Source organism: Xanthobacter sp. 126 (assembly GCF_000526175.1).
Taxonomy (GTDB): domain Bacteria; phylum Pseudomonadota; class Alphaproteobacteria; order Rhizobiales; family Xanthobacteraceae; genus Xanthobacter; species Xanthobacter aminoxidans.
Genome location: NZ_JAFO01000001.1, coordinates 2,375,495 through 2,401,090, shown reverse-complemented (window position 1 = coordinate 2,401,090; position 25,596 = coordinate 2,375,495). Strand labels below are relative to the sequence as shown.

General features: G+C 67.7%; 17 protein-coding genes and 2 tRNA genes. 10 read left to right on the top strand and 9 right to left on the bottom strand.

The features are described 5' to 3' along the window. Position 1: 1 nt before the first annotated feature. The 3 genes from XAN126_RS0111460 (at position 2) to XAN126_RS0111450 (ending at position 3,079) form a co-directional block, all read left to right on the top strand. Positions 2-982, top strand: a complete 981-nt coding sequence (locus XAN126_RS0111460) for a beta-ribofuranosylaminobenzene 5'-phosphate synthase family protein (protein ID WP_024278734.1) — start codon at positions 2-4, stop codon at positions 980-982. A 107-nt stretch (positions 983-1,089) separates the two neighbouring features. Continuing rightward, on the top strand, positions 1,090-2,226 hold the full coding sequence (locus XAN126_RS0111455; protein ID WP_024278733.1) for an ATP-grasp domain-containing protein: 1,137 nt from the start codon (positions 1,090-1,092) through the stop codon (positions 2,224-2,226). A gap of 19 nt (positions 2,227-2,245) precedes the next feature. Next, positions 2,246-3,079 (top strand): triphosphoribosyl-dephospho-CoA synthase, encoded by an 834-nt coding sequence (locus XAN126_RS0111450; RefSeq protein WP_024278732.1) that lies wholly within the window; start codon positions 2,246-2,248, stop codon positions 3,077-3,079. An 87-nt stretch (positions 3,080-3,166) separates the two neighbouring features. Here the strand turns inward: XAN126_RS0111450 and XAN126_RS0111445 are convergent, their stop codons facing one another. Continuing rightward, positions 3,167-6,640 (bottom strand): autotransporter outer membrane beta-barrel domain-containing protein, encoded by a 3,474-nt coding sequence (locus tag XAN126_RS0111445; protein ID WP_024278731.1) that lies wholly within the window; start codon positions 6,638-6,640, stop codon positions 3,167-3,169. Positions 6,641-6,824: 184 nt separating this feature from the next. After that, entirely contained in the window at positions 6,825-7,529 is a 705-nt protein-coding gene (locus XAN126_RS0111440) for a HisA/HisF-related TIM barrel protein (protein WP_024278730.1), read from the bottom strand. Positions 7,530-7,565: 36 nt separating this feature from the next. On the opposite strand from XAN126_RS0111440, the gene XAN126_RS0111435 reads away from it, so the two are divergent. The 7 genes from XAN126_RS0111435 (at position 7,566) to XAN126_RS0111405 (ending at position 17,088) form a co-directional block, all read left to right on the top strand. Next, complete coding sequence (locus tag XAN126_RS0111435; RefSeq protein WP_024278729.1) at positions 7,566-8,531, top strand: ATP-grasp domain-containing protein; 966 nt, start codon at positions 7,566-7,568, stop codon at positions 8,529-8,531. A 55-nt stretch (positions 8,532-8,586) separates the two neighbouring features. Beyond that, positions 8,587-9,051, top strand: coding sequence for a dihydroneopterin aldolase (gene folB, locus XAN126_RS0111430; protein WP_024278728.1), 465 nt, complete (start codon positions 8,587-8,589; stop codon positions 9,049-9,051). Positions 9,052-9,118: 67 nt separating this feature from the next. Beyond that, positions 9,119-10,108: a class 1 fructose-bisphosphatase gene (locus XAN126_RS0111425; protein WP_024278727.1), complete on the top strand. Its 990-nt coding sequence runs from the start codon at positions 9,119-9,121 to the stop codon at positions 10,106-10,108. 117 nt (positions 10,109-10,225) lie between these two features. Further along, on the top strand, positions 10,226-11,833 hold the full coding sequence (locus XAN126_RS0111420; RefSeq protein WP_024278726.1) for an acyl-CoA synthetase: 1,608 nt from the start codon (positions 10,226-10,228) through the stop codon (positions 11,831-11,833). A 317-nt stretch (positions 11,834-12,150) separates the two neighbouring features. Continuing rightward, positions 12,151-13,353: a glycosyltransferase family 2 protein gene (locus tag XAN126_RS0111415; RefSeq protein ID WP_051460592.1), complete on the top strand. Its 1,203-nt coding sequence runs from the start codon at positions 12,151-12,153 to the stop codon at positions 13,351-13,353. A gap of 8 nt (positions 13,354-13,361) precedes the next feature. Continuing rightward, the gene (locus XAN126_RS27145; RefSeq protein ID WP_024278724.1) at positions 13,362-14,912 is read left to right on the top strand and encodes a glycosyltransferase family 39 protein; all 1,551 of its coding nucleotides are present in this window, start codon (positions 13,362-13,364) and stop codon (positions 14,910-14,912) included. A gap of 103 nt (positions 14,913-15,015) precedes the next feature. Beyond that, positions 15,016-17,088 (top strand): EAL domain-containing protein, encoded by a 2,073-nt coding sequence (locus XAN126_RS0111405; protein ID WP_024278723.1) that lies wholly within the window; start codon positions 15,016-15,018, stop codon positions 17,086-17,088. Between the two features lie 319 nt (positions 17,089-17,407). Here the strand turns inward: XAN126_RS0111405 and XAN126_RS0111400 are convergent. The 7 genes from XAN126_RS0111400 to tig all read right to left on the bottom strand — a co-directional run bounded on the left by XAN126_RS0111400 (position 17,408) and on the right by tig (position 25,461). Further along, positions 17,408-17,484 (bottom strand) — tRNA-Asp (locus XAN126_RS0111400). Positions 17,485-17,752: 268 nt separating this feature from the next. Further along, a tRNA-Val gene (locus XAN126_RS0111395) sits at positions 17,753-17,828 on the bottom strand. Positions 17,829-18,185: 357 nt separating this feature from the next. After that, positions 18,186-18,464 carry an HU family DNA-binding protein gene (locus tag XAN126_RS0111390; protein WP_024278722.1) on the bottom strand — a complete coding sequence of 93 codons (279 nt, stop codon included), beginning with the start codon at positions 18,462-18,464 and terminating at the stop codon, positions 18,186-18,188. Positions 18,465-18,789: 325 nt separating this feature from the next. Continuing rightward, positions 18,790-21,210: an endopeptidase La gene (lon, locus tag XAN126_RS0111385; protein ID WP_024278721.1), complete on the bottom strand. Its 2,421-nt coding sequence runs from the start codon at positions 21,208-21,210 to the stop codon at positions 18,790-18,792. Between the two features lie 417 nt (positions 21,211-21,627). After that, positions 21,628-22,896, bottom strand: coding sequence for an ATP-dependent Clp protease ATP-binding subunit ClpX (gene clpX, locus XAN126_RS0111380; RefSeq protein ID WP_024278720.1), 1,269 nt, complete (start codon positions 22,894-22,896; stop codon positions 21,628-21,630). 477 nt (positions 22,897-23,373) lie between these two features. Beyond that, positions 23,374-24,009 carry an ATP-dependent Clp endopeptidase proteolytic subunit ClpP gene (gene clpP, locus XAN126_RS0111375; RefSeq protein WP_024278719.1) on the bottom strand — a complete coding sequence of 212 codons (636 nt, stop codon included), beginning with the start codon at positions 24,007-24,009 and terminating at the stop codon, positions 23,374-23,376. A 99-nt stretch (positions 24,010-24,108) separates the two neighbouring features. After that, the gene (gene tig, locus XAN126_RS0111370) at positions 24,109-25,461 is read right to left on the bottom strand and encodes a trigger factor (RefSeq protein WP_024278718.1); all 1,353 of its coding nucleotides are present in this window, start codon (positions 25,459-25,461) and stop codon (positions 24,109-24,111) included. Positions 25,462-25,596: the final 135 nt, after the last annotated feature.

Below are 25,596 nucleotides of genomic sequence, written 5' to 3'. Positions count from 1 at the left end.
CGTGGATCTGCGCAACGCGGCCGGGGTGAAGGTGCGCGCGCCGGCGCGGCTGCATCTCGGCTTTCTCGATCTCGGCGGCTCGCTCGGCCGCCGCTTCGGCTCGCTCGGCATCGCGCTGGAACGGCCGGCCACCGAGGTGAGCGTCCTCCGCAGCACCAAGGATGCCGCCGAAGGACCGGACAGCGACCGTGCCGCCCGCGCGCGGGATCTGGTGCGCGACAAGCTCGGCATTGAAGAGCGTTTCGCCATCGACGTGGACGCCGCCTTGCCGGCCCATGGCGGGCTCGGCTCCGGCACCCAACTGGCGCTGGCGGTGGGAGTCGCGGTGGCGCGTCTCTCCGGGCATGATTTGTCGCCCCGCGAGGTCGCCACCGTGCTCGGGCGTGGCCGACGCTCGGCCATCGGCCTGGAGGCGTTTGCGGCCGGTGGCGTGATCCTCGACGGCGGCAAGGCGCTCGAAGGTCCGGCGGCCAGCGCGCCCCCGCCCCTGCTTGCGCGCTTCAAGATTCCCGAGAGCTGGCGCATCCTCCTGGTGTTCGACGCTGCCCGCGAAGGACTGAGCGGGCCGCAGGAGACGGCGGCCATGGCCACCCTTCCGCCCTTCCCGGCGGAACAGGCGGCCGAGCTCTGCCACATGATGCTGCTTCAGGCGCTGCCGGCGCTCGCGGCCGCGGATGCGGACGGCTTCGGCAGCGTCATCGGGCACTGGCAGCGCGTGCTGGGCGATCATTATGCCGCAGCTCAGGGCGGCGGGCGCTTCCTGAGCCCGCAGGTTGCGGAAGCCATCGCCGCAATTGAGGCCGAGGGCGTCCCCGGCGTCGGCCAAAGCTCCTGGGGGCCGACCGGATTCGCCATCGTCGATGGCGAGGAGGCAGCGACGCGACTGGCCGCCACCTTGCGCGACCGCTTCGCATCGTTCACAAACCTGTCATTCGATTGCGTGCGAGGAAACAATCAGGGCGCGGACATCATCGCTCTCTGAGTACCTCCGGCGCGGCACCGGACAGGACGGGAGGAGGCGCGCCCCAAAGGGCCGCGCCGCACAAAAGGCCCCGAAAGTGGGCTCCGAACCAACAGGCTGGGATCCATATGGATATTGCTCTGATCGCCATTTCCGCCCGGCCGCTGGCGGCCAGCGCCGCCCGTGCCGGCTTCGCCGCGCTCTCGTTCGACCTGTTCGCTGATCTCGATACCTGTGCTCACACTGCGCGCTGCGTGCGCGTGCACAAGAAGAACGGCTGCGCCTTCGATGGCGACGACCTGATCCAGGCGCTCCACTCCCTCGCGCCCACCGGGCTGCCGGTGGTGCTGGGCGGCGGGCTGGAGGACGACACCGCCCTCATGACCCGCATCGCCGAGCGCAACCCCATCCTCGGCAATGCACCGGCGATCGTGCGCGTGCTGAAGGACCCCATCGCCCTTGCCGCCCTCGCGGCCCATCTCGGCATTCCCTTCCCCGCCGTTTCGCTCGAAGCACCCACCGCCGAGACCTTCGGCGACGCTCCGGTGCTGGAGAAGAAGATCGGCGGGGCGGGCGGTGCCCACATCCGGCGGCGTGCGCCCGGCGACCTCTCCCCGCCCGCGCCGGGCCACTATCTCCAGCGCGAGGTCGACGGGCAGTCCCTCTCTCTGCTTCTCCTGTCCAATGGCAGCGCCGCCCGGGTCATCGGCGCCTCGCGGCAATGGCACGCGCAGGACGAGGAACATCCCTTCCGTTATGGCGGCGCCGCGGGGCCTGTCGCCCTGCCGGAAGCGTTCGCCGGCGAGATGCTGAAGGGCGCGCTCAGCGTCACGCTCGCCTGCGGGCTGGTGGGGCTGGTCTCGCTCGACTTCGTGGTGAACGATGACGGCTGGTGCCTGGTGGAGGTGAACCCCCGCCCCGGCGCCACCCTCGACATCTTCGACACCGATCCCCTGCCCCCCCTGCTCGGCCTGCATCTGGCGGCCTGCGGCGGCAGGCTGCCGGAAGTGCTGCCCGTGCCCGCGCAGGCGCACGCCGCCGGCGTCATCTATGCCGCGCACGACATGGTGGTGCCGCAGGATGCATGGCCCGAATTCGTGGCCGACCGCCCGCCCGCAGGTGCCTCGGTGCTGAAGGGGGCCCCGCTCTGCACGGTGCGCGCCACCGGCCCCACGCCGGAAGTCGCCGAGGCGCGCATGCGCGAGCGCACGCAGGCCCTGCTGCGCGACTTCGGACTCGGCGCGGTGATGGAACCGGCCCCGTGAGCACCGCCTGCGTCACCGCATGAGGGCTCTTGCGCCGGCCGAGGTGGCGGAGGCCTTCCGCGCCGCCTGCCTTGCGGAACTGTCCGCGCTGAAACCCGGCAACGTCCATGTCTTCGCCGCCGGGCACGGCATGGAAACCAATCAGTTCGAGGCGGCGGCCGCTGCCGCGGCCCCTGCCATCGCCCGCGCCGGCGCTTCCGTCGGCGCGCGGGTGCTGGCGGCGGTGGAAGCCTCGCTCTCGGTCGCCGGCTGCAACACCAATCTCGGCATCATCCTGCTCTGCGCACCTCTGGCCGTGGCGGCCGAGGGCGGCGGCCCGCTCCGGGAGCGGCTGGTGCGAGTGCTCGACGGGCTGGATCTCAGCGACGCCGGAAACGCCTTCCACGCCATCGCGGCTGCGTCGCCGGGCGGCCTCGGCGCATCGGCCGAGGCGGATGTGCGCGCTCCGGCCAGCGTCACGCTCAAGGAAGCCATGGCGCTCGCCGCCGATCGCGACGCCATCGCCCGCCAGTATGTGACCGGATATGCCGACCTCTTCGCGCTCGGCATTCCCGCACTTGCCGGCGGGCCGCTGGAGCGGCGGCGCATTGAGGACGCCTACCTCGCCTTCCTGGCGACGCTTCCGGACAGTCACATCGCCCGCAAGTTCGGGGCGGAGCAGGCGGAGGTGGTGCGGCAGGAGGCTGTAGCGCTGCGTGGCGGGCTCTCCGGCCTGTCACCGGGCGAACGTCACGACGCGCTTCTCGCCTTCGACACGAGCCTGAAGGCCCGAGGGCTCAACCCGGGCACCAGCGCCGACCTGACCGTGGCGAGCATCTTCGCCACGCTGATCGAGCAGCAGGCCAAGGGCTGAAGCCTTAGGCGCGTCCCTTGCTCCCCGTGGGCGACGAGACGGGCGCGCGATGCCGGGCATTCAGCCTTGCTCGCGCGCCCGATCTCCTCAGAACTTCACCGCCAGCGTCGCCTTGCCGGCGTTGTAGCTGGTGCCGTCACCGGCCATGCCCTCGTAACCCAGCGAGAAGGTGGCGCCGGTGGCGAAGGCGAAGTCGATGCCCGCCGAGCCGACGATGCTGTCCTCGGCGATGGCGAGGCCGTCAATGCCGAAGGCCGTGCCGGTGTTGATGAAGCTCAGCACCGTCTGGGGCGTCACATCACCGAAGGCGTGGCGCCAGCCGGCCGAGGCGTGGGGCGTCACGACGATGCCGGAAGCGTTGAAGCTGGTGGCGACGCGCAGGCCGAGGGTGGAATAGGCGGTGTCGAACGACGTGCCGGTGGAGGACAGGCCGGCGACAGGCGCGTTGTTCTCGATGAAGCTGCCGAGATCCACACTGGTCCAGCCGATGCCGGCGAAGGGCTCCAGCGCCACGCCGCTGAACGCGAAGGTGTAGCCGGCTTCGGCAAAGAGGTTGCCGGCGGTGCCGGTGTAGCTCGCCTTCGGGCTTTCGCCGGTCAGGGCGACGAAGCGGTTCTGGTCTATGCTGCTCCAGCCGTAGCTGGCGCCGGCGCGGAGCTTGATCGCGTCGAAGGTGGCGCCACCGTAGGCGGCGATGCGCCAGGTCTCGGTGTTCGCCGACGCCGCGTCCGCGCTGGTGGAGGCGGAGGAATAGCCGGCGGCGAGGCCCATCACCCAGTTGCTGGCCGAAACGTCCGCACCGATCAACAGGCCGCCCAGATTGGTGTCAGCCGCCGCGGCATTGCCGTTGGCCGAGGTGGAGAGCCACTGGCCGTAGCCCTGCGCCCAGGTGGTCCACACCGGACCGGGCTCGGGCGCCTTGATGGCCTTGAAGGCCTGCGCGCCCGGCGTCGCCGGGTCGGCGTAGGCCCGGGCCGGCCCGCCCGCGCCGAGCGCGGCTTCCGCCCCCTTGGCGCCGGCGTAGCCCGCCTGCCGCAGGCGGCCGAGGATGAGGTCGTTGACCATCATGTTCTCGGTGGCCATCTGCCCGGGCAGCGTGGCGTAGAGGTCACCGGAGAGCTGGGAGAGGGCCAGCGTCGGCTTGTCGTCGGCGGTCTGGGTCACGAAGGCGGAATAGAGCTTCGACGTGTCGGCCTTCGGACCCGCCCCGATGCGCTCCAGCGCACCGGCCACCGAGCGCTGGTTGGGCGTCACGGCGAAGGAAGAGAAGGCAACGCCGTTGCGTTCCAGCGCGAGGTAGACGTTGTTGGTGTCCTGGCTCAGGGCCGGATCGACGAAGAGATAGTCGATGGGGGTGACCACGTTGAGGGAGCCGAAGGAGCCGCTGATGCCGCCGTCGGAGGACAGGATCGTGTAGTGCGTCCCCCAGGCGAGCTCGCCGAACATGTAGACCTGGGCGCCGTCCGCGATGGTGGTCTTGCCGCCGACGCTGATGAGATCGGTATGGCCTGAAGTGTCCACGTCCACCACGTAGGAGCCGGCGATGGCGGCGTTGCCCACGACATTGAGCGTACCGAAACGCGTGGTCGCGGACGCGAGGTCGACGTTTGCCTCGCTTGAGATCGAGAGGCTGCCCACCGTTCCCCAGCCGAAAAGGTTGCCTTCCATGAGGGCGGTGCCCGTCACGCTGACCGAGGCATTGGCGAGGGAGGCGCCCTGCAGGGTGACGGCCGCCTGGTCGAAGACCACCGAGCCGGCGAAATCCGAGGTGCCATAGAGGGTCGTGAAGGTGTCCGTACCCGTCGTGAGGCGCTCGAAATTGCGATAGGTGGAGCTGTTGCCGAGCAGGCTCACATCGAAACGGACCTGCTCCCCATTGGCACCCAGCTGAAGGGTGTCGAAGCCGCCTTCGGCGTCCACGATGCCCACCACGCTGCCTTTGGGACCAATTACGAACAGATCATTCCCTCCACCCATCTGCACCGCATAGGTAGTGCCGGAAATGGTGCCGTAATTGTAGATGGTCAGCGACTTGGAAGTGTCGACACCGGAGTTCACATAGCGGATGCCGTAGCCGGCGAGGCCCTGGATGGTGCCGTAATTGGTGACGGTCAGGGCGGCGAAGGCGTCACCGCCGTTGCTGTCGTCGGCCAGGATGCCATTGTTGGCGCCGGAGATCAGCGCCGAGGTGTGGGCGGCGTCGCCGTTGACGATGAGCCCGCCGCCGATGGCGATGCCCTCTGACGTGCTGGGCTTGGTCTCGCCCGGCTTGATGCCCTTGGAGCCGAGCCCCTCGATGGTGCCGTAGTTGTAGACGGTGCCGGCCTTGTCGAAATCCACGCCGTCGCCATCGCCGAAGCTCGCGGCCGGATCGAAGGTGCCGGAGATCAGCCCGTAATTGACGACGGTGCCCGTGCCGTTCGAGTTCACGCCCGAGCCGTTGCGGCCCTCGATGGTGCCGTTGTTGGTGACGATCAGGTTGTCGTCGGTGCCGGTGGCCTTGATGCCGTGATAGGCGCCGGTGATGAGGGCGCCGGCATAATTGTTCACCTTGAGGGTGATGGCGTGGCCCTGGTCGTCGCCGCTCACCTTGACGGCGGAATTGTTCTGCGTGTCGGCAGTGCCGGCCGCGTAATAGGACGAGATGGTCCCGTAATTGTTGATGGTGACGCCGTTGGTGCCCTGGATGCCGTCATTGTCGGCGGCGGTAATCAGGCCGGTCTTCTGGTTGGTGATCGTGATCGTGGCGTTGGTGGAATAGATGTCGCCGAGGTCGATGCCCTGACCACCCGACTTCGACTGGATCGTCCCCGCATTGGTGATGGAGATCACCGGCGCCGCGGTGCTGCTGGTGGTGGACGAAATCTTGATGGCGTCGTCGGTGCCGGTGATGACGCCGCTCGCCTCGTTGACGATGGTGAGGCTCTTCAGCGTGTCGAAGTTCGAGGCCGTGTCGAACTTGATGGCGCGCTTGCCGGACGAGGTGGTCGCGATCGTCCCGGAATTGGTGATGCCGATGGTGCCGCCGCCGAGGCGGATGGCGTCCGAGCCGGCCGAGGAGATGGTACCGGTGTTGCCGATGGTGATGGTGGCCGTGGCAGCGGTCGCCTTGTCGAAGTCCAGCGCCTGCCCGGTCTGCGAGGTGATGACGCCGGCGTTGTTGACGACCACCGTGCCGTTGGCGAGCGGCCCGTTGATGCGGAAGGCATCATCCTTCGAATTGACCTTGCCGCCGGCCTTGTTGTCGAGCGTGAAGGTCCCGGTGAAGGCGCCTGTGGTGTCGATGGTCCGGTTGGTGGAGGTGATGGTGCCGGAATTGGTGATGACCACGCCCGGGGAGGCGGTGGCGTTGCCGTTCCACACGATGGAGGCGGACGAGCCCGTGCTCAGGATCGCATCAGCGTCGATCTTGCCGGTGTCGCTGCCGGAGACGGTCTGCTGGCCCGTGGCTGGCGGCACGGTGAACGATCCGGCAAGGGCGGGCACCGCAGAGCCGGTGCAGACGAGGGCCAGGACGATGCGGCTCGCGGACGAATGGAGCAGCGGCAGACGGATCATCATGGAGGGCAATTCCGGGCGCGAGGATCGTGAGGCTCAGCCCTGCCTAGGGGGGCCGCGCTACAGTTCCGTGACACGGGGCACCCTTGCGGCATCTCCATTTGCAAGTGTGGCGAGAAGGTAACAGTGAACCAGGCTCAAGGCTGAGCACACGCCCCGGCAGGCAAGCCCAATGGCGGCCTGCGCCTCAGGCCCACCGGCACGCGGTCTCAGGATCGATCCGCCCGTCGTGAAGGGCGCTCGCCACCAGCGCGCCGGCAACGCCGGCCCGGGCGAGGGCTTCGAGATCCGCTGGCCCCCGCACGCCGCCGGCGGCATAGAGCGCGGGCGCCGCCCCCTGCCCCTTGGCCAGCCGGCCGGTGTGCTCCAGCGCGGCCATGTCCGGCCCCTCGCCGCTGCCGACGCGGGCGAGCGTCATGACGATCACGCGCGTCGGCCAGAGGCGCGCATCGCGGTGCGCACGCTCCGGCCCGCGCGGCCCCGCAGCATCGTGGTCCAGGGAGAGAATCACCCCGTCCACGGCGAGCGTGGCCTCCACGTCGGCCTCGCCGAGGACTTCGGTGCCGACGATGCTCGTGCCGAGCCGGGATCTGGTGCGGGCGACGATCTGGGCCGGATCGCGCTCCCCGGCATCCACCCACAGGTCGAGGCCGGGGAAGTCGCGGACGAGTTCCGCGATCGCGTCATCGTTGCGGCCTGCCCCGGTTATGGCATCGATATCAGCCACATAGAGGGTGCGGAACGGGGCGAGCGAGAGCAGCCCCGCCACCACGTCCCGCGGCCGGGCCGAGGGGGAAAGCGGCGTGACGATGGGACGATAGGCCTCGCGTTCGCCCCTGTGGGCACGCACGACCACCCCTCCCTTCAGGTCAACGACGGGGATAAGCTGCATGTCGAGGTCCGGCTGAGCGTTTGCGAGAGGAGCCCCATGCGCGTCTTCATCTGCGAGTACGTGACATCCGGCGGCATGCGCGACAAGCCCCTGCCGGAGGCGGCCCTGGCGGAGGGTCGCCTGATCCGCGACGCCATCGTCACCGACCTCCAGGAGCTCGTCGGCATCAACGTGGTGCTGGCCTATGACGACCGCCTGCCGCCGCCCAACGAGGAGGCGGTGCCGGTGCGCAAGGGCGACGATCCCTGGATCACCTGGTCCGGCCTCGCCCAGGACGCCGACGTGGTGTGGCCCATCGCCCCCGAGGCCGGCGGCCTGCTGGCGCGCCTCGCCCGCCTGATGCGCGAGGGCGGGGCCCGCACGCTCGCGAGCTCCGGCGAGGCCGTCATCCTCACCTCAAACCGGCTGGCGCTGGCCCGCCGCCTCGCGGAGTACGGCATTCCGCACGTCCCGACCTACCCGCTCGATGCCCTGCCCTCCGGGCTCGACGGCGATCTGGTGACACGGCCTGAGGACGGCACGGGCTGGTCGGCCGCCCGCGCCTGGCCGAACAGGGCTGCCCTGCCCCGCGCCGGTGGCCTCGTCGTCCAGCCATTCCTCAACGGAAACCTCGCCAGCCTCAGCGTGCTGGTGCGGCCGGACGGGGTGACATTGCTCGCGGCGAACCGTCTCAGCATCAGCCACCTTGTGGGCGTGTTCGCCTTCGAGGGCGTGCAGGTCGGCGGCATCGCGGATGAGGACGGACGCCTTGCCGAGACGGCGAGACGGGTGGTGGAAGCCATTCCCGGCCTCTCCGGCATCGTCTGCATCGACGTGATCCTGACGCCGGATGGCCCTGTCGTGGCGGAGGTCAACCCGCGTGTCACCGCTTCCTATGCCGGACTTCACGCCGCACTCGGCGTCAATCCGCTCGCCTTCGTGCCCGAACTGATCCGCGAGGGCGTGCCGCCCTCCATGCCGCGGCTGCCGCGTCCGACTCCGGTCGAGGTGAAGATCCGTTGAAAGCAGCCGGCGAAACCAATAGGAAGGCATAGAGTTTGAGGCAGGGAGCGCGCCCATGGCGGCGCCTCCGCGCGAGGATGAGATGACCTCCGAAGATCCCACCGCCCTTGCGGACACGCAGGCCGACGCGAACCCCGCGCCCCGTACCCGGCCCCACAACACGGACCGGCTGTTCCTGCGGCAACTGCCCTTCTATGCGCGTCACGGCGTGTACGATGCGGAGCGGGAGCTGGGTCAGCGCTTCATCATCGACGTGGACTGCTGGCTCGACACCCGCCCCGCCGCCTGGGCGGATGATGCGGCCCTCACGGTGTCCTACCAGGGCATCTACGAGCAGGTCGCCGCGGTGGTGGGGGACGATCCCGTCCACCTTATCGAGACGCTGGCGGAGCGCATCTCCACGCGCCTTCTGGACCATTTCGAGATGGTCGAGCAGGTGCGCGTGGTGGTGCACAAGCCGGGCGCGCCTGTCACCGGCGTGTTTGGCGATGTCGGTATAGAGATCGTCCGCACCCGCTGAGACGGGGCAAGACGAAACCTGATCGGACTGCCGTCGGCCCTGCCGGCGGATCGAAGGAGAGCACAAGGTGAGCGTTGCGGTGAGCCTCAAGACCTATCTCGCGGACTGGGCAGGGAGCGACGCGTCGCGGCAGGCCGTGGCGGCCACCGTGACCGCCATCGCCGAGGCCGGGCTCGGCATCGCCGACCTCGTGGCGCGCGGCCCGCTGGAAGAGGGGCTGGCCAACATCCGCGGCGTCGATCCCAATGCCGGCGGCGACGCCCAGAAGGAACTCGACGTGGTGGCCGAGGAGCTGATCCGCGAGAAGCTCCTGCCGACCCCCACCGCCTTCCTCGCCTCCGAGGAGAGTGAGGAGCTGATCCCGCTCAATCCCGAAGGCCGCCTCGTGGTGGCGGTGGACCCGCTGGACGGCTCGTCCAACATCGACACCAACGTGTCGGTGGGCACCATCTATTCCATCATGCCCTATGACGCCTCAGCGTTCGCCAAGCCCGAGGACGCGGTGATGCGGCCGGGCTCGGCGCAGGTCGCGGCCGGTTTCCTCGCCTATGGCCCGGCGACCATCCTCGTCGCCACCTTCGGCGAAGGCACGCAGGTGTTCGTGCACGACCGCCGCACCGGCGAGTTCCTGCTGGCCCGCAGCGATGTGGAAATCCCCGCCGAGACTAAGGAATACGGGATCAACCAGTCCAACGTCCGGCACTGGGACGCGCCCATGCAGCGCTATCTCGCCGATTGCCTCGCCGGCAAGGAAGGCCCGCGGGGCAAGGACTTCAACATGCGCTGGGTCGGCTCCATGGTGGCCGACGCCTTCCGCATCTTCACCCGCGGCGGCGTCTACGTGTACCCGCGCGACAAGCGCAAGGGCTACGACAACGGCCGCCTGCGCCTGATCTACGAGGCCTTCCCCCTCGCCTTTCTGGTGGAGCAGGCCAAGGGCGCCGCCACCGACGGCACGACGCGCATCCTCGACATCACCCCCCACCACATCCACCAGCGCATCCCGCTGGTGTTCGGCTCCAAGGCCGAAGTTGAGGCCATCGCCTCCTATTATTGACGCGTGCGTCCCGCGCGCCTGTGGCGCGCGGGAGAGCCTTGACCTCTCCCGGAAAAAAACGTTCGATCGTTTCCTTAGAGCGCAGCCGCCGGCAGAGCGGCGCCGAGGGAGGTGACGATGCTCGTTCCGGCCGATGATTATGCGGGGCTGCTGCGCGCCTTTTCCTGGCAGGTGCCGGCCCGTTTCAACATGGGCGTCGCCTGTGCCGACGCCCATGCAAATGGCTCGGGCAAGCCGGCGCTGATCTTTGTGGAGGAGACGGGCGCTGCCCGGTCCTACAGCTTCGACGAGTTGAAAGCCCTCACCAACCGTTTCGCCAATGTGCTGGTCGCCAAGGGCCTCCAGCGCGGCGACCGCGTGGCGGTGTTCCTGCCGCAGGCGCCGGAGACGGCCATCGCCCACATCGCCGCCTTCAAGGCGGGGATGGTCTCCGTGCCGCTGTTCACCCTGTTCGGCGACGAAGCGCTGGAATTCCGCCTCGCGGCCTCCGGCGCGAAGGTGCTGGTGACGGATCTGGGCGGCCTCGCCAAGCTCATGCGGGTGCGGGACCACCTGCCCGACCTCGCTTATGTCTTCGTCATCGGCCCCGACGCAGGCGGCGCCCTCTCCTTCGACGCGGCGCTGGCGCAGGGCTCGGACCGCTTCACGCCGGTGGATACGGGGCCGGACGATCCCGGCATCATCATCTTCACCTCTGGCACCACCGGAAACCCGAAGGGTGCGCTGCACGGCCACCGGGTGCTGCTGGGGCACCTGCCCTGCATCGAGTTCGTCCACCAATACATGCCGCAGCCGGGCGACCTGCACTGGACGCCAGCCGACTGGGCCTGGATCGGTGGGCTGTTCGACGTACTTTTCCCCTCGCTCTATCTCGGGGTGCCGGTGCTCGCTCACCGGGCCAAGAAGTTCGATCCCGACGCGGCCATGGCGCTGCTGGCGGACCATCATGTGCGCAACGTCTTTCTGCCCCCCACCGCGCTGAAGCTGCTACGGCAGGCGGACGTGAAGCACAGCGGCCTGAAGCTGCGCTCCCTCCTCACCGGCGGGGAGACGCTGGGGGCCGAGCTGGGCGCCTTCGTCGAGGAGCGGCTGGGTGTCGAGGCGCGGGAGATCTACGGGCAGACCGAATGCAATCTGGTGGTCGGCTCCAACTCCAGCTTTTTCCCCATCCGCCCCGGCTCCATGGGCAAGGCCATCCCCGGCCACGACGTGCGCATCGTGGACGACGCGGGTGTTGAGCTTCCCCGCGGCACGGAAGGCCACATCGCCATTCGTCGGGGCGATCCGGTGATGATGCTGGAATACTGGAAGAATCCCGAGGCCACCGCGCAGAAATATGCCGGCGACTTCCTCCTCACCGGCGACATGGGCCAGCAGGATGAGGAGGGCTATCTCTGGTATGTCGGCCGCGCCGACGACGTGATTACGTCAGCCGGCTACCGCATCGGCCCCGGTGAGATCGAGGACTGCATCCTCAAGCACCCGGCGGTGGCGCTGGTGGCGGTGGTGGGCGTTCCGGATGCGCTCCGCACGGAGGCCGTGAAGGCGTGGATCGTGCCGAAGCCGGGCGTCGCTCCCTCCGAGGCGCTGGCGAAGAACATCCAGGACTTCGTGAAGACCCGCCTCTCCGCCCACGAATATCCTCGCCTCGTCGCCTTCACCGATGCCCTGCCCATGACCGCCACCGGCAAGATTCTCCGCCGTGAGCTGCGCGCCCGAGGGTAGCCCGGGGAGCGAGACCCGCATTCCCCGGAAAGACTGCGGCGGATCGCGCCTCAAAGCCGTAAGCCGGCTGTAAGCTTGGCTTCCTAGTGTCCTTGCCAAACGAGGGGGGAGGCTTGCGGTGCGCGCCCCCATCGCTTACGGGAGAAGCTGCCTGACATCCTTAGGCTGGCTGGTCAGCCGGACAGGTAGTGACATTCGACATGGGGGAGGCTTGCGGCACTCTCCCCCACGTTCCCGGAAGGATCTGCGCCGGCGGCCCCAGCGCGACCGTACCTTCGACCCGTCGTTTCGCAAGGCCGTAGGATAACGCACAAAGAATGCCGGATTCCGCGCCTGCTCCCTTCGGTTCCTCGTCTCCCCGCAGCTCCGGCGCCATCCGGCCGGGCAGCGCCGAGCCCGAATCCGATGCGACGGACGGCGTGACCGCCGGTGCGCTGCCCGCGGTGCCGCGGCTGTCCGTCATCGTCCCCACCTTCAACGAACGCGGCAACGTCGAGCGGATGCTCGCCGGCATCGACGGCGCGCTGAAGGGCGTCCCCTACGAGGTGATCTTCGTCGACGACGATTCGCCTGACGGTACGGCAGACACCGTGCGGCAGATCGGCGAGCGGGATCCCCGCGTCCGCTGCATCCGCAGGGTCGGCCGGCGCGGCCTCGCCGGCGCCTGCATCGAGGGGATGCTGGCCGCCCAGGCGCCGCTCGTCGCCGTCATCGATGGCGATCTCCAGCACGATGTGAACGTGCTGCGGACCATGCTCGATCGGTCCCCCGATGCAGACCTCGTGGTTGCCAGCCGCTATGTGGATGGCGGCAGCGCCGACGGGCTGAACCGCCGCCGCGGCGCCATGAGCCGCACGGCCACCGGCATGGCGCGCCGCATCCTCGGCATCAAGACGTCCGACCCCATGAGCGGCTGCTTCCTCATCCGCCGTGCGCTGGTGGAACGCCTTGCGCCCGCCCTCTCGCCCAACGGCTTCAAGATCCTCCTGGACATCATGACAGCAAGCAAGGAACCAATGCGGGTCGTGGAAGTGCCCATGGCCTTCGCCGCCCGTGACGAGGGTGACAGCAAGCTCGACAGCCGCACGATGCTCGATTTCGTCACCCTCCTGATCTTCAAGGTCAGCGGCGGCGCCATCTCGCCTCGTTTCGTCTGGTTCTCGGCCGTGGGCGGCGCGGGGCTGGTGCTGCACCTGCTGATGCTGAAGGGCGCGCTGCTCGTCGGGCTCGGCTTCGCCGTGGCCCAGTCCATCGCGACCATCGGCGCCATGACGTCGAACTTCGCCATGAACAACGTCTTCACCTATCGCGACCGGCGGGTGAGCGGCCTCGCCATGCTGCCGGCCCTGCTCAAGTTCTACCTGATCTGCGGCGCCGGCGCGGTGGCCAACGTGGGCGTCGCCAGCTGGGTGTTCGAGGGCGGATGGCGCTGGTGGCTCGCGGGCGTTGCGGGCTCCGTGATCGGCGCGGTGTGGAACTTCGCCATGACCTCCCTGTTCGTCTGGGGACCGTCCAAGTGAGCGTCTCCATGCCAGGTCTCGCAAGGCCTGGCGTCGGCGACCGGCCTGCAGGCCTCAAGACGCTGCAGGACCGGATTTCCCCCGCCTCGGCCCTTGCCGCCGTGCTCGTTTTCGCGCTGGCCGTGCGACTCCTGTTCGCGGCCACCACCGGCCTCGGCAACGACGAATCCTACACCGTCGTCACCAGCCGCATCCCGGCGCTAAGCTATTTCGACCATCCGCCCATGGCCTGGTGGCTGGCGCATTATTCCGCCGTTCTCTTCGGCTCGGAGGCGCCGCTCGCGGTGCGCGCGCCGTTCCTGCTGCTCTCCACCCTCTCGACCCTGCTCATGTATCTGCTCACGGCCCGGCTGTTCGGCCGCTGGGCCGGGGTGTGGGCGGCGCTGCTGATGGCCTGCGCGCCCGTGCTGGGCCTGACCAGCGCCACCTGGGTGCTGCCGGACGGGCCGCTTATTGCCTTCCTGCTCGCGGGAACGCTGGTGATCGCCCACGTCCTGTTCGACGAGCGGGCCCATCCTGCCCTGTGGCTTCTGGCCGGCGCCCTGGGCGGGCTGGCGCTGCTCTCCAAGTATCACGGCGTGTTCCTGTTCGCCGGAACCTTCCTGTTCCTGCTGCTGTGCCCGCGGCAGCGGAAATGGCTCGGCACCGTGTGGCCCTATGCGGGCGGCGGCGTGGCCCTCGTCCTGTTCTCGCCGGTGATTGCCTGGAACGTCGGCAACGACTTTGCCTCCCTCGCCTTCCAGAGCGCGCGGGCGTCGGCGGCGGGCTTCCACCCGTTGATGGCGCTGATGGTGGTGGGCGGCATCGCCCTGTTCCTGACGCCGTGGATCTGGGTCGGCCTCGTGGCGGCGGCGGTGCGTGCGCTCAGGGCCCGGCCCGTCAACCCGCGCGCCCTCCTGCTCCTATGCCTCGCGGCCGGGCCGGTGCTGGTGTTTCCGATGGTGGCGGCCTGGTCGGGCGCCAAGCCCTTCTTCCACTGGGCGGCGCCGGGCTATCTCATGCTCTTCCCCCTGCTCGGCCGGGCCACCGCGCAGCGCTGGGCCGCCAACGCCGCGATCCGGGGCTGGACGGTCTGGTCCGCGGGCTTCACGGCGGCGGGCGTGGCCGTGATCGCCACGGTCTCCATGGTGCCTTCCCTCGGCACGGCGGTCTCCGGCACCGGGGGCGACCCGCTGCGGGAACTCGCGACCTGGAGCGACCTCGACGCCGCCGTGCGGCGCCACGGCCTGACACCCGGCCCCTATGCCTTCGTGGCGACGCCCGTCTGGCATATGGGTGGAAAGGTGGGCTACGCGCTCGGCCCGTCCTGGCCTGTCGCCTGCATGGGCGACGACTGCCGCGGCTTCCTCATGAGCGACATCCAGCACGGCCGCCAAGGCGCCGATGCAGTGCTCGTGCTCGATGTCGCCGGATCGGAAGCCCAGATGAACGCCATGCGCCGGCGCTTCCAGAGCGTCGAACCGCTGGAGACGGTGGAAATCCGCCACGCCGGCACGATGGTCGCGCTGGTGGTGCTCGCGACCGGGCGCGGCTATCTCGGCGATCCCTCGACGCGATAGGACTGCGAGGGCAACTTTTTTTGGCCGCCCCGGTACCTCCTGTTCACAGACCCGGTCCATGATAGCTTGACCTTGAGCGTCGCGAGTGGGGGCGGGAATCGGCATGTCCGGGATTTTCGACTGGCTCGAAAAGGGAATGCCGGCGGTGCTCGACGCCATCCCCGTGCCGGTGTTCGTCAAGGACCCGGACAGCCGGTTCATCCTCATCAACCAGCGTTGCGAGGAACAGTGGGGCATCCCGCGCACCCAGGTGGTGGGCGGCACGGGGGAAGGCATCTTCCCGCCGGAGCAGGTGATGCGCCTCATGGAGAACGATCGCCGCGCGCTGGAGGGTTCTGCCGTCGCGTGCGACGAGGTGATGCGCAACGTCGCCCTCGGCCAGGACCGCACCCTGCACACGCTGCGGCGCGCCATCCGTGATCAGGTCGGGCGGACGCGTTCCCTCGTGGGCGTGTCCGTCGACATCACCGACATCAGGCGTACCGAGCTTGCCCTGCGCGACAGCGAGGAGAAGCTGCGCGGCCTGTTCGAGCGTTCGCCCCTCGGCATCGTCCTGAACGGAATGGACGGCAGCTACCTCGAGTTCAATTCCGCATTCTGCGCCATCTGCGGCTACAGCCCGGACGAGCTGCGGCGCCTGGACTATTGGACACTGACGCCGACGAAATACGCCGCGCAGGAGCGCGAGCAGCTCGATGCCCTGCTGACCCGAGGCCATTACGGGCCCTACGAGAAGGAATCCATCCGCAAGGATGGCAGTCTCGTGCCGCTGCGCCTCACCGGCGTGCGGCTCCATGCCAGCGACGGCGGGTCCTACATCTGGTCCATCGTCGAGGACATCTCCGCCCAGAAGAAGGCGCAGGAGGCGGTCTGGTATCACGCCAACTTCGACGACATCACCGCGCTCCCCAATCGGCGCCTCTTCTACCAGCGGCTGGATGAGGAGATCGCGCGGGCGCGCGGGGGCGGCCGGCGCATGGCGCTGCTGTTCGTCGACTTCGACCGCTTCAAGGAGATCAACGACGCCTTCGGCCACGACAAGGGCGACATGCTGTTGAAGGAAGCCGCGCGGCGTCTCGGCGAGCGCCTGAGCGAGGGCGATACGGTCGGCCGGCTGAACGGGGACGAATTCATGATCGTCGTCGCCGCCGAAGACGACATCCGGCGGCTGGGCGAACTGGCGGACGACCTGAGGCTGGCACTCGGCGCGCCCTACCGTCTAGGGGCGGACCTCGCTTATTCCTCGGTCAGCATCGGCATCGCCGTGTTCCCACAGGATGGCGAGAGCGCCGAAGCGCTGGTCCGCCATGCCGACCAGGCCATGTACGAGGCCAAAGGGCTGGGCCGCAACCGCTGCCGGTTCTTCCGCAGAGCGCTGCAAGAGGAGGCGACACGGCGCAGCCGCATCGCCAACGAATTGCGCGGCGCCATCGCCGGCGGCCAGTTCCGCCTATTCTACCAGCCCATCATCGACCTTGGGACGGGCGAGGTGGTGAAGGCGGAGGCGCTGCTGCGCTGGCAGCATCCGCAGATGGGGCTTGTCAGCCCCGCAGAGTTCATCCCGGTGGCCGAGCAGACCGGCGAGATCATCGCCATCGGCCAGTGGGTGTTCGAGGACGTGCTGCGCCAGATCACCGCCTGGGACGCCGCCGGCCTGCCGCCCATCCGCATCGGCGTCAACCGCTCCCCGGTGGAGTTCCGCCAGTCCGCTGACGTGCTGGACGCCTGGGCCGAGCGCCTCGCGGAACATGGACTGTCCGGCCGGCGCGTCCTGGTGGAGATCACCGAGGGGCTGCTGGTGGAACTGAGCGACACGGTACGCGACCAGTTCGAGCGGCTGCAGGGAATGGGGATCGCCCTCTCCCTCGACGATTTCGGCACCGGGTACTCATCCCTCGCCTATCTCAGGAAGTTCGACGTCGACTTCCTCAAGATCGACCGCGCCTTCGTGCAGGGCGTCGAGCGCGGCTCCGACGATCTCGCCTTGTGCGAGGCCATCATCGTGATGGCGCAGAAGCTCGGCATCGAAGTGGTCGCCGAAGGCATCGAGACCGAAGACCAGCGCGCGCTGCTGGACACGGCGGGTTGCCGGCTCGGCCAGGGCTTCCTGTTTTCCCGCCCCCTGCCCGCCGATGCCTTCGCCGCCTATCTCCGCGGGGCCGCACAGCGCGGCTGAGGCGGGAAAGACGGGCGAGACAACTCTGGGCTCGCTGTCCCGCAGCCAACACAAACCGCCCGTGGGCGGCCGGGCGAAAAGCGGCCCCCTCTGGGAGCCACGGGAACGCATTCCCGGCCTCAGAGGCCCTCGTTAGGGGCTCGTGGGCAGATCCAACGCTTGACCAGATAAAGTCCGAGAGCGGGCTGCGCAGGCCGATCACAGGCAGCCGACGGCGACAGGCCAGAAAACGTCTGTCCTGTCGATAATTCGAGACGGCAACTGCCCTCGCACTCACATCGTGAGCGGAACAAAGAACCGATTGTTTTGGGATGATAAATGGCGGGAGTGACGGGGCTCGAACCCGCGACCTCCGGCGTGACAGGCCGGCGCTCTAACCAACTGAGCTACACCCCCGGACCGGCGGAAGGTCTTGCCGACCGCCGAGGAGAGCGGCGTGGTACGGCACCCCTCCGCCCAAGTCAAGCAAGCCGCGCATTTTTTGCCGGGAAGTTGTCCACAGCCCCCTTAATATTGAGCGCTGGCAACGCTTTGCGGCGCTGCTGGCATTGCGGGTTCTGACGGATGTTTGCGGGGATTCGCGAGGCGCGCGGAGGCGCGAACGGCCCACGTACGCGTGGGTGGAATCGCGGATGCCGAAGTCGGGAGAGGATAGAGCTGGACATGGTGGGCGGTGACGGGCTCGAACCGCCGACCCTCTCGGTGTAAACGAGATGCTCTACCAACTGAGCTAACCGCCCGGTCGTCGCAGGACCTTCCGGCGCTATAATCCGCCCAGGCCGCAGCGGCAAGGGTGGGAATGCGGCTGGGGCGTGGAACAGCGGCTGCGCGCCGGCATGGCGCGCGTGCCCGTCCGCCGGGCGCCTTCGGGAAAAATGGCTTTGAGAAACATCGGCGCGATGGCCGGATCTCGCGCGTGGCGCGCTGGCGCTTCGTGCGCCCTGAATCCGCGAGGCCGGGGCTCGGCGGATCGGGGACGCTCCGCCCGGTACGGCCGGGCCGGGAGCGTCCGGATAGCCCCCCGGACATCGATCCGGAGAGGCACATGCAGCGGCATCACGGCCGGCGCAGCGTGCGCCCGGGCCGAGAGGGCCGGATCAGTCGTTGACGGCTTCCTTGAGACCCTTGCCGGGGGTGAACTTCGGCGCCTTGGAAGCCTTGATCTTCACCGGCTTGCCGGTGCGCGGGTTGCGGCCTTCACGGGCAGCGCGCGTCACCACGGAGAAGCTGCCGAAACCGATCAGCTTGACTTCCTCGCCATCCTTGAGCGCCTTGGCGATGATGTCGAAGGTCGCGTCCACAGCCGCAGCCGCAGCGGTCTTCGTCAGCTTCGCCTCTTCGGCCACGGCGGCGATCAGTTCGTTCTTGGTGGTCATCTGACCTTTCCTTCCGTTGTCAGAACGCGAATCGTGCAGGGCTAGCCCTGACGAACGGCGCGAGCATCACGGAAAATAAGGCTTTTGCAAGCGCGATTGGCGCCAAACCCGCACCAATGCACGATTTTGCGCTGTGCGCCTGCGAAGAGCCGGCGTGCGGGCGACACGCGGCGACACGCCGGAATCCCGTTTAAGTCATTGAAAAGACTGAGGGCGCGCCCCGCGCTCCCCGAACGTCCGGGGATGGCGGCGACACGCCCTCTGAAAAAGTTTCAGAAACTGTTGAAACAGGCCGGGTTGCGGACAATCCGGCCTGTTTTTCGCGTCAGTGGGCGACCACGCCCGCGTTGTCCTCGTCAGCGACCGGCGGGTTGTTCACCGGACGCTCTTCCCAGGTGATGGGCTCGGGCGGGCGAACCAGCGCGTTGGCCAGCACCTCGTCCATGCGCGACACCGGCACAATCTCCAGCGCGTTCTTCACGTTGGCCGGGATGTCCGCCAGATCCTTGGCGTTCTCCTCGGGGATCAGGACCTTCTTGATGCCGCCGCGGAGCGCCGCAAGGAGCTTCTCCTTGAGACCGCCGATGGGCAGCACCCGGCCGCGCAGGGTGATCTCGCCGGTCATCGCCACGTCGCGACGGACGGGGATGCCGGTGATGACCGACACGATGGCCGTGGCCATCGCGACGCCGGCGGACGGGCCGTCCTTCGGGGTCGCCCCCTCGGGAACGTGGACGTGGATGTCGCGCCGCTCGAACAGGGGCGGCTCGATGCCGAAGTCCACCGCCCGCGAGCGGACGTAGGAGGCCGCCGCGGAGATGCTCTCCTTCATCACGTCACGCAGGTTGCCCGTGACCGTCATCTTGCCCTTGCCGGGCATCATGAGGCCCTCGATGGTCAGCAGCTCGCCGCCCACCTCGGTCCAAGCGAGGCCCGTGACGACACCCACCTGGTCCTCGCTCTCCACCTCACCGTAGCGGAAGCGCGGGGCGCCGATGAAGTCCTCGAGATTCTTGCCCGTGACCTTCACCGACTTCTTCTTGGAGAGCATGAGCTCCTTCACCGCCTTGCGGGCGAGGGTGGAGATCTCACGCTCAAGGTTGCGCACGCCCGCTTCCCGCGTGTAGCGGCGGATGAGCAGGAGCAGGGCCTCGTTGTCGATGGTCCACTCCTTCTCGGTCATGCCGTGCTTCTGGAGCGAGTTGGGGATCAGGTGCTTGCGCGCGATCTCCACCTTCTCGTCTTCCGTGTAGCCGGCGATGCGGATCACCTCCATGCGGTCCAGAAGGGCCGGCGGGATGTTCAGCGTGTTCGCCGTGGTCACGAACATGACGTTCGAGAGGTCGTAATCCACCTCAAGATAGTGGTCGTTGAAGGTGTGGTTCTGCTCGGGGTCGAGAACCTCAAGCAGGGCCGAGGAAGGATCGCCGCGGAAGTCGGCGCCCATCTTGTCGATCTCGTCCAGCAGGAACAGCGGGTTGGACTTCTTGGCCTTGCGCATGGACTGGATGATCTTGCCCGGCATGGACCCGATATAGGTCCGCCGGTGGCCACGGATCTCCGCCTCGTCGCGCACGCCGCCGAGGGCCACGCGCACGAACTCACGGCCCGTCGCCTTGGCGATGGACTTGCCGAGCGAGGTCTTGCCGACGCCCGGAGGGCCGACAAGGCACAGGATGGGCCCGGTGAGCTTGTTGGCGCGGCTCTGGACCGCCAGGTACTCGACGATGCGCTCCTTGACCTTGTCGAGGCCGTGGTGGTCGCTGTCGAGGATCTCCTGGGCGTAGTTCAGATCCTTCTTGACCTTGCTCTTCACGCCCCACGGGATGGAGAGCAGCCAGTCCAGATAGTTGCGCACGACGGTGGCTTCGGCCGACATGGGCGACATCTGGCGGAGCTTCTTCAGCTCGTGCGTCGCCTTCTCGCGGGCTTCCTTGGTGAGCTTGGTCCGCTTGATGCGGTCCTCCAGCTCCTGCAGGTCGTCCTTGCCGTCCTCGTCGCCCAGCTCCTTCTGGATCGCCTTCATCTGCTCGTTCAGGTAGTACTCGCGCTGGGTCTTCTCCATCTGCCGCTTCACGCGGGTCCGGATGCGCTTCTCCACCTGGAGCACGGAGATCTCGCTCTCCATCAGCCCGAGCACCTTCTCAAGGCGATCTGGCACCTTCAGGGTTTCGAGCACGCCCTGCTTCTCGGGAATCTTCACCGCGAGATGCGAGGCCACCGTGTCGGCGAGCTTGGAATGGTCGTCGATCTGGCTGACGACGCCGACCACCTCGGGCGACACCTTCTTGTTGAGCTTCACATAGTTCTCGAACTCGGTGACCACCGAGCGCGCGAGCGCCTCGCCTTCGACGCGATCACCGACCTCGTCGTCGAGCGTGATGGCCTCGGCCTCGTATAGGTCGGTCCGCTCGGTGTAGCGGGTCACCTGGGCGCGGCTGACGCCCTCGACCAGCACCTTCACGGTGCCGTCGGGCAGCTTCAGCAGCTGCAGCACGGTCGCGAGCGTGCCCACCGGGAAAATGGCCTCAGGGGCCGGATCGTCATCCGACGCATTTTCCTGGGTGGCGAGCAGGATATAGGTATCGCCGCGCATGACCTCTTCGAGGGCGCGAATGGACTTCTCGCGACCCACGAACAGGGGGACGATCATGTGGGGAAACACCACGATGTCGCGAAGCGGGAGGACCGGGAAGGTCTGGGACACTCCGGCAACGAGCGGCGGGCGCGGCTTCTGGCTCGTCATGACGCAATCCTTTCAAGAAGTGCACGCGCTGGATTTGGGCGCAGAAATGCGTTGCCGCGCGTGCACGCGGCCGGAGACGGGTGTGGATTTTCAATGCTGAAGCGGCTTTCGCCGCAGGAGGCACGAGGTCCGACCCCCGAGACCGGAACTTTCGAAAAGTAGATGGACACGCAACCTGCCCGTTTCAAGGGCACACCATTGACCTCTGTGGAGGATTGGCCCTTCCGGGCAAACGCCCCGAGAAGAGGGCGGACCGGCGCCACGGCTCCGGCCGTCATCTCCCGCCTCATGCCCCGGGCCCTGACCCGAACCGGGACCATCCGCCGGCCGGAAAGGGTCCGGGCCGGTTGAACTCCGGTCGCGTCCCGCCCTCTCCCGAAACCGCGAGGTCTGGGGAGAGGCGCGGGGCCCGACACGTCACGCACTGGCGCCTGCGTCGCCGACGCGATCGGCGTAGATGTAGAGCGGGCGCGCATTCTGCTCGACGACTTCCCGGCTGATCACCACTTCCTCGACCCCCTCCAGACCGGGGAGATCGAACATGGTGTCCAGCAGGATGCCTTCCATGATGGACCTGAGGCCACGGGCGCCGGTCTTGCGCTCGATCGCCTTGCGGGCGATGGCGCCGAGGGCCTCCTCATGGATGGTGAGGTCGACGCTCTCCATCTCGAACAGCCGCTGGTACTGCTTGACCAGAGCGTTCTTCGGCTCGGAGAGGATCTTCTTCAGCGCCTCCTCGTCGAGATCACCCAGCGTCGCCAGCACGGGCAGGCGGCCGATGAACTCGGGGATGAGGCCGTACTTCAGCAGATCCTCGGGCTCGACCTCGCGGAACACCTCGCCGGGCCGACGATCCTCGGGCGGCGCCACCTTGGCCTGGAAGCCGATGGAGGTGGAGCCCTTGGAGCGGGACGAGATGATCTTGTCGAGGCCGGCGAAGGCGCCGCCGCAGATGAAGAGGATGTTGGTGGTGTCCACCTGCAGGAATTCCTGCTGGGGATGCTTGCGGCCGCCCTGGGGAGGAACGGACGCGACTGTGCCTTCCATGATCTTCAGCAGGGCCTGCTGCACGCCCTCGCCCGAGACATCGCGGGTGATGGACGGATTGTCGGATTTGCGACTGATCTTGTCGATCTCGTCGATGTAGACGATGCCGCGCTGCGCCCGCTCGACATTGTAGTCGGCGGCCTGGAGCAGCTTGAGGATGATGTTCTCCACGTCCTCGCCCACGTAGCCGGCTTCGGTCAGCGTGGTGGCGTCGGCCATGGTGAAGGGCACGTCGAGGATACGCGCCAGCGTCTGCGCGAGCAGGGTCTTGCCGGAGCCGGTGGGCCCGATCAGCAGGATGTTAGACTTCGCGAGCTCCACGTCGCCGTGCTTGGTGGCGTGGTTGAGGCGCTTGTAGTGGTTGTGCACCGCGACGGAGAGGACCTTCTTCGCGTGGTCCTGGCCGATGACATAGTCATCGAGGACCTTGCGGATCTCCTTCGGGGTCGGGATGCCATCCCGCGACTTCACCAGAGAGGACTTCGACTCTTCCCGGATGATGTCCATGCACAACTCGACGCATTCGTCGCAGATGAACACGGTGGGTCCGGCGATGAGCTTCCTGACCTCATGCTGGCTTTTGCCGCAGAACGAGCAATAAAGCGTGTTCTTGCTGTCGCTGCCGCCGGTCTTGCTCATCTCACGTCTCCTAACGCCCTCACGAACCGGACATTTGGACCGGCCGTCCCGTCAGGGCCTCTTATGGGTTTTGCACGAAGCAAAAACCTCGCCAAACCCGAATGTGGTGATCGACTTTGCAAAAGCCAATCACCCTGAGGCGACGCGATCAAGGCAGGCTGGCGACATTCCCCAGACCAAGGGATGCACCGCCGCCGACCCTGGGGTCGCGCCGTCCGCCGATCGTCTGCCCACGACCTTTCGCAAATCTGAACCCGGAACTCATTACGAACTCCGGACCCCGATGGTTCATGGCCCTGAAACGCGAAGGCCCCCACCATCAGGCGGGGGCCGACAACGCGGCATCCGATGCCGGCTTAACGACATGCAAGCGCGATCTTGCACCGCACGCAAGTGGGGCAATGCGAGAACGCCGGACGTGTTGCCCAACTATCGCTATCGCCCCGCCCGGCCTTACGGCCAAGCTCGTGCTCGACCTCAGGCGGCCTTGGCGGCCTCGTCGGTCGGGCGCTTGTCGATCACGGAATCGATGAGCCCGAACTCCTTGGCGGCCTCGGAGGTCATGAAGTTGTCGCGCTCGAGGGCGTTCTCGATGGCCTCGAAGGGCTGACCGGTGTGCTTCACATAGATTTCATTCAGCCGCTTCTTGAGGCTGAGGATTTCCTGCGCGTGAAGCATGATGTCCGTCACTTGGCCCTGGAAGCCGCCGGACGGCTGGTGGACCATGATTCGGGCGTTCGGCAGCGCGAATCGCATCCCCTTCTCGCCCGCGGTCAGCAGCAGCGAGCCCATGGAGGCCGCCTGTCCGATGCAGAGCGTCGACACCGCCGGCTTGATGAACTGCATGGTGTCGTAGATGGCGAGGCCCGACGTCACCACTCCCCCGGGGGAGTTGATGTACATCGAGATTTCCTTCTTCGGATTGTCCGCCTCGAGGAACAGCAGCTGCGCCACCGCGAGGGTGGCCATGCCGTCCTCGACCGGGCCGGTAAGGAAAAGGATGCGCTCCTTCAGGAGGCGGGAAAAGATGTCGTAGGACCGCTCGCCACGGTTGGTCTGCTCGACCACCATGGGGATCAGGTAATTCATATAAGTATCAACTGGATCACGCATCTTAAGACCCCCGGGGGCGCATAGGGAGGGCGCGGGTAGAGGCACGCCGCTGCCGGCGTGCCGCGCGAATTCGTCGCAGGACGGATCGCGACCCGAGCCTCAGGCCGCCTTCTCGTCCTCGTCATCCTTGAAGAGCTCTTCCTTGGTGACCGTCTTCTCGGTCACGTTGGCAAGCTCCAGAAGGAAGTCGACGACCTTCTCCTCGAACAGGGGGGCGCGCACGGACGCCAGAGCCTCGGGGGTGCGGCGGTAATAGTCCCACACCTGCTGCTCCTGGCCGGGGAACTGGCGGGCCCGTTCGACCACCGCGCGCGTCACCTCGTCGTCGGAAACCTGGATATTGTTGCGCTCCCCGATTTCCGCAAGCACCAGGCCGAGGCGCACGCGACGCTCGGCGATGCGACGGTAGTCCTGGCGGGCTTCGTCCTCGGTGGTGCCTTCATCGACGAAGGTGCGGCCCTGGGCGGCGAGATCCTCGTTCACCCGGCTCCACACGCCGTAGAATTCCTGCTCCACGAGGCCTTCCGGCACGTCGAACTTGTGAGTCGCGTCGAGGCCGTCGAGCAAAGCGCGCTTCACCTTCTGGCGGGCGGCGCCGGCATATTCCTGCGCGATGCGGGCCTTCACGGTCTCGCGGAGCTTCTCAAGGCTCTCCTGGCCGAGGGTCGCGGCGAAGGCGTCATCGAGCGCGATGGCGCCGGGCGCGTCGACGGACTTCACGGTGACTTCGAAGGTCGCGGCCTTGCCGGCGAGTTCCTTGGCGGCGTAGCCCTCCGGGAAGGTCACGTTGAGGGTGCGGTTCTCACCGGCGGAGGCGCCGACGAGCTGCTCCTCGAAGCCGGGAATGAAGCCCTTGGAGCCGAGCAGGACGTCGATGTCCTGGCCCTCGCCGCCCTGGAACTTCTCGCCGTCCACATAGCCGGTGAAGTCGATGGTCAGGCGGTCGCCGTCGGCGGCCGGGCCTTCCTTCGTGGCGAAGGGGCGGTTGGCGTCGGCGATGCGCTGCACCGCCTCGTCCACCTCGGCCTCGGTCACTTCGACCACCGGCTTCTCGACGGAGATGTCCTTGAAGTTGCCCAGCTCGATCTTCGGCAGGATCTCCAGCTCCACATCGTAGGCGAGGTCCTTGCCGCCATCGAGCAGGGTCTGGAACTGCGGGTCCTCCTCGGGACCCTTGATCCGGGGCTGGAGCGCGAGCTTGAAGCCGTGCTCCTCGACGATCTTGCCGTTGGTCTCGTTGACGGTCTGCTCGATGATCTCGGACATCACGGACTTGCCGTAGACGCGCTTGAGATGGGCCACGGGCACCTTGCCGGGGCGGAAGCCGTTCAGCTTCACCTGGCCCTTGAGCTCGTTGAGCCGGGCGTCGGCCCGGGCGTCGAGGTCGGCGGCGGACACCACCACACGGAAAGCGCGCTTGAGGCCCTCGGCCCCGGTCTCGGTCACCTGCATCGTCTTGCCTTCACATCCTCATCGCGCCAGGCGCGTTAACTTGAATTCAGCGCTGTCACCGGCATCCCGCGGCAATCGCCGGAGGCCGCGCGGCACGGTGGACCTGCCCCGACCGGACCGCCTTGCGGCGACCGA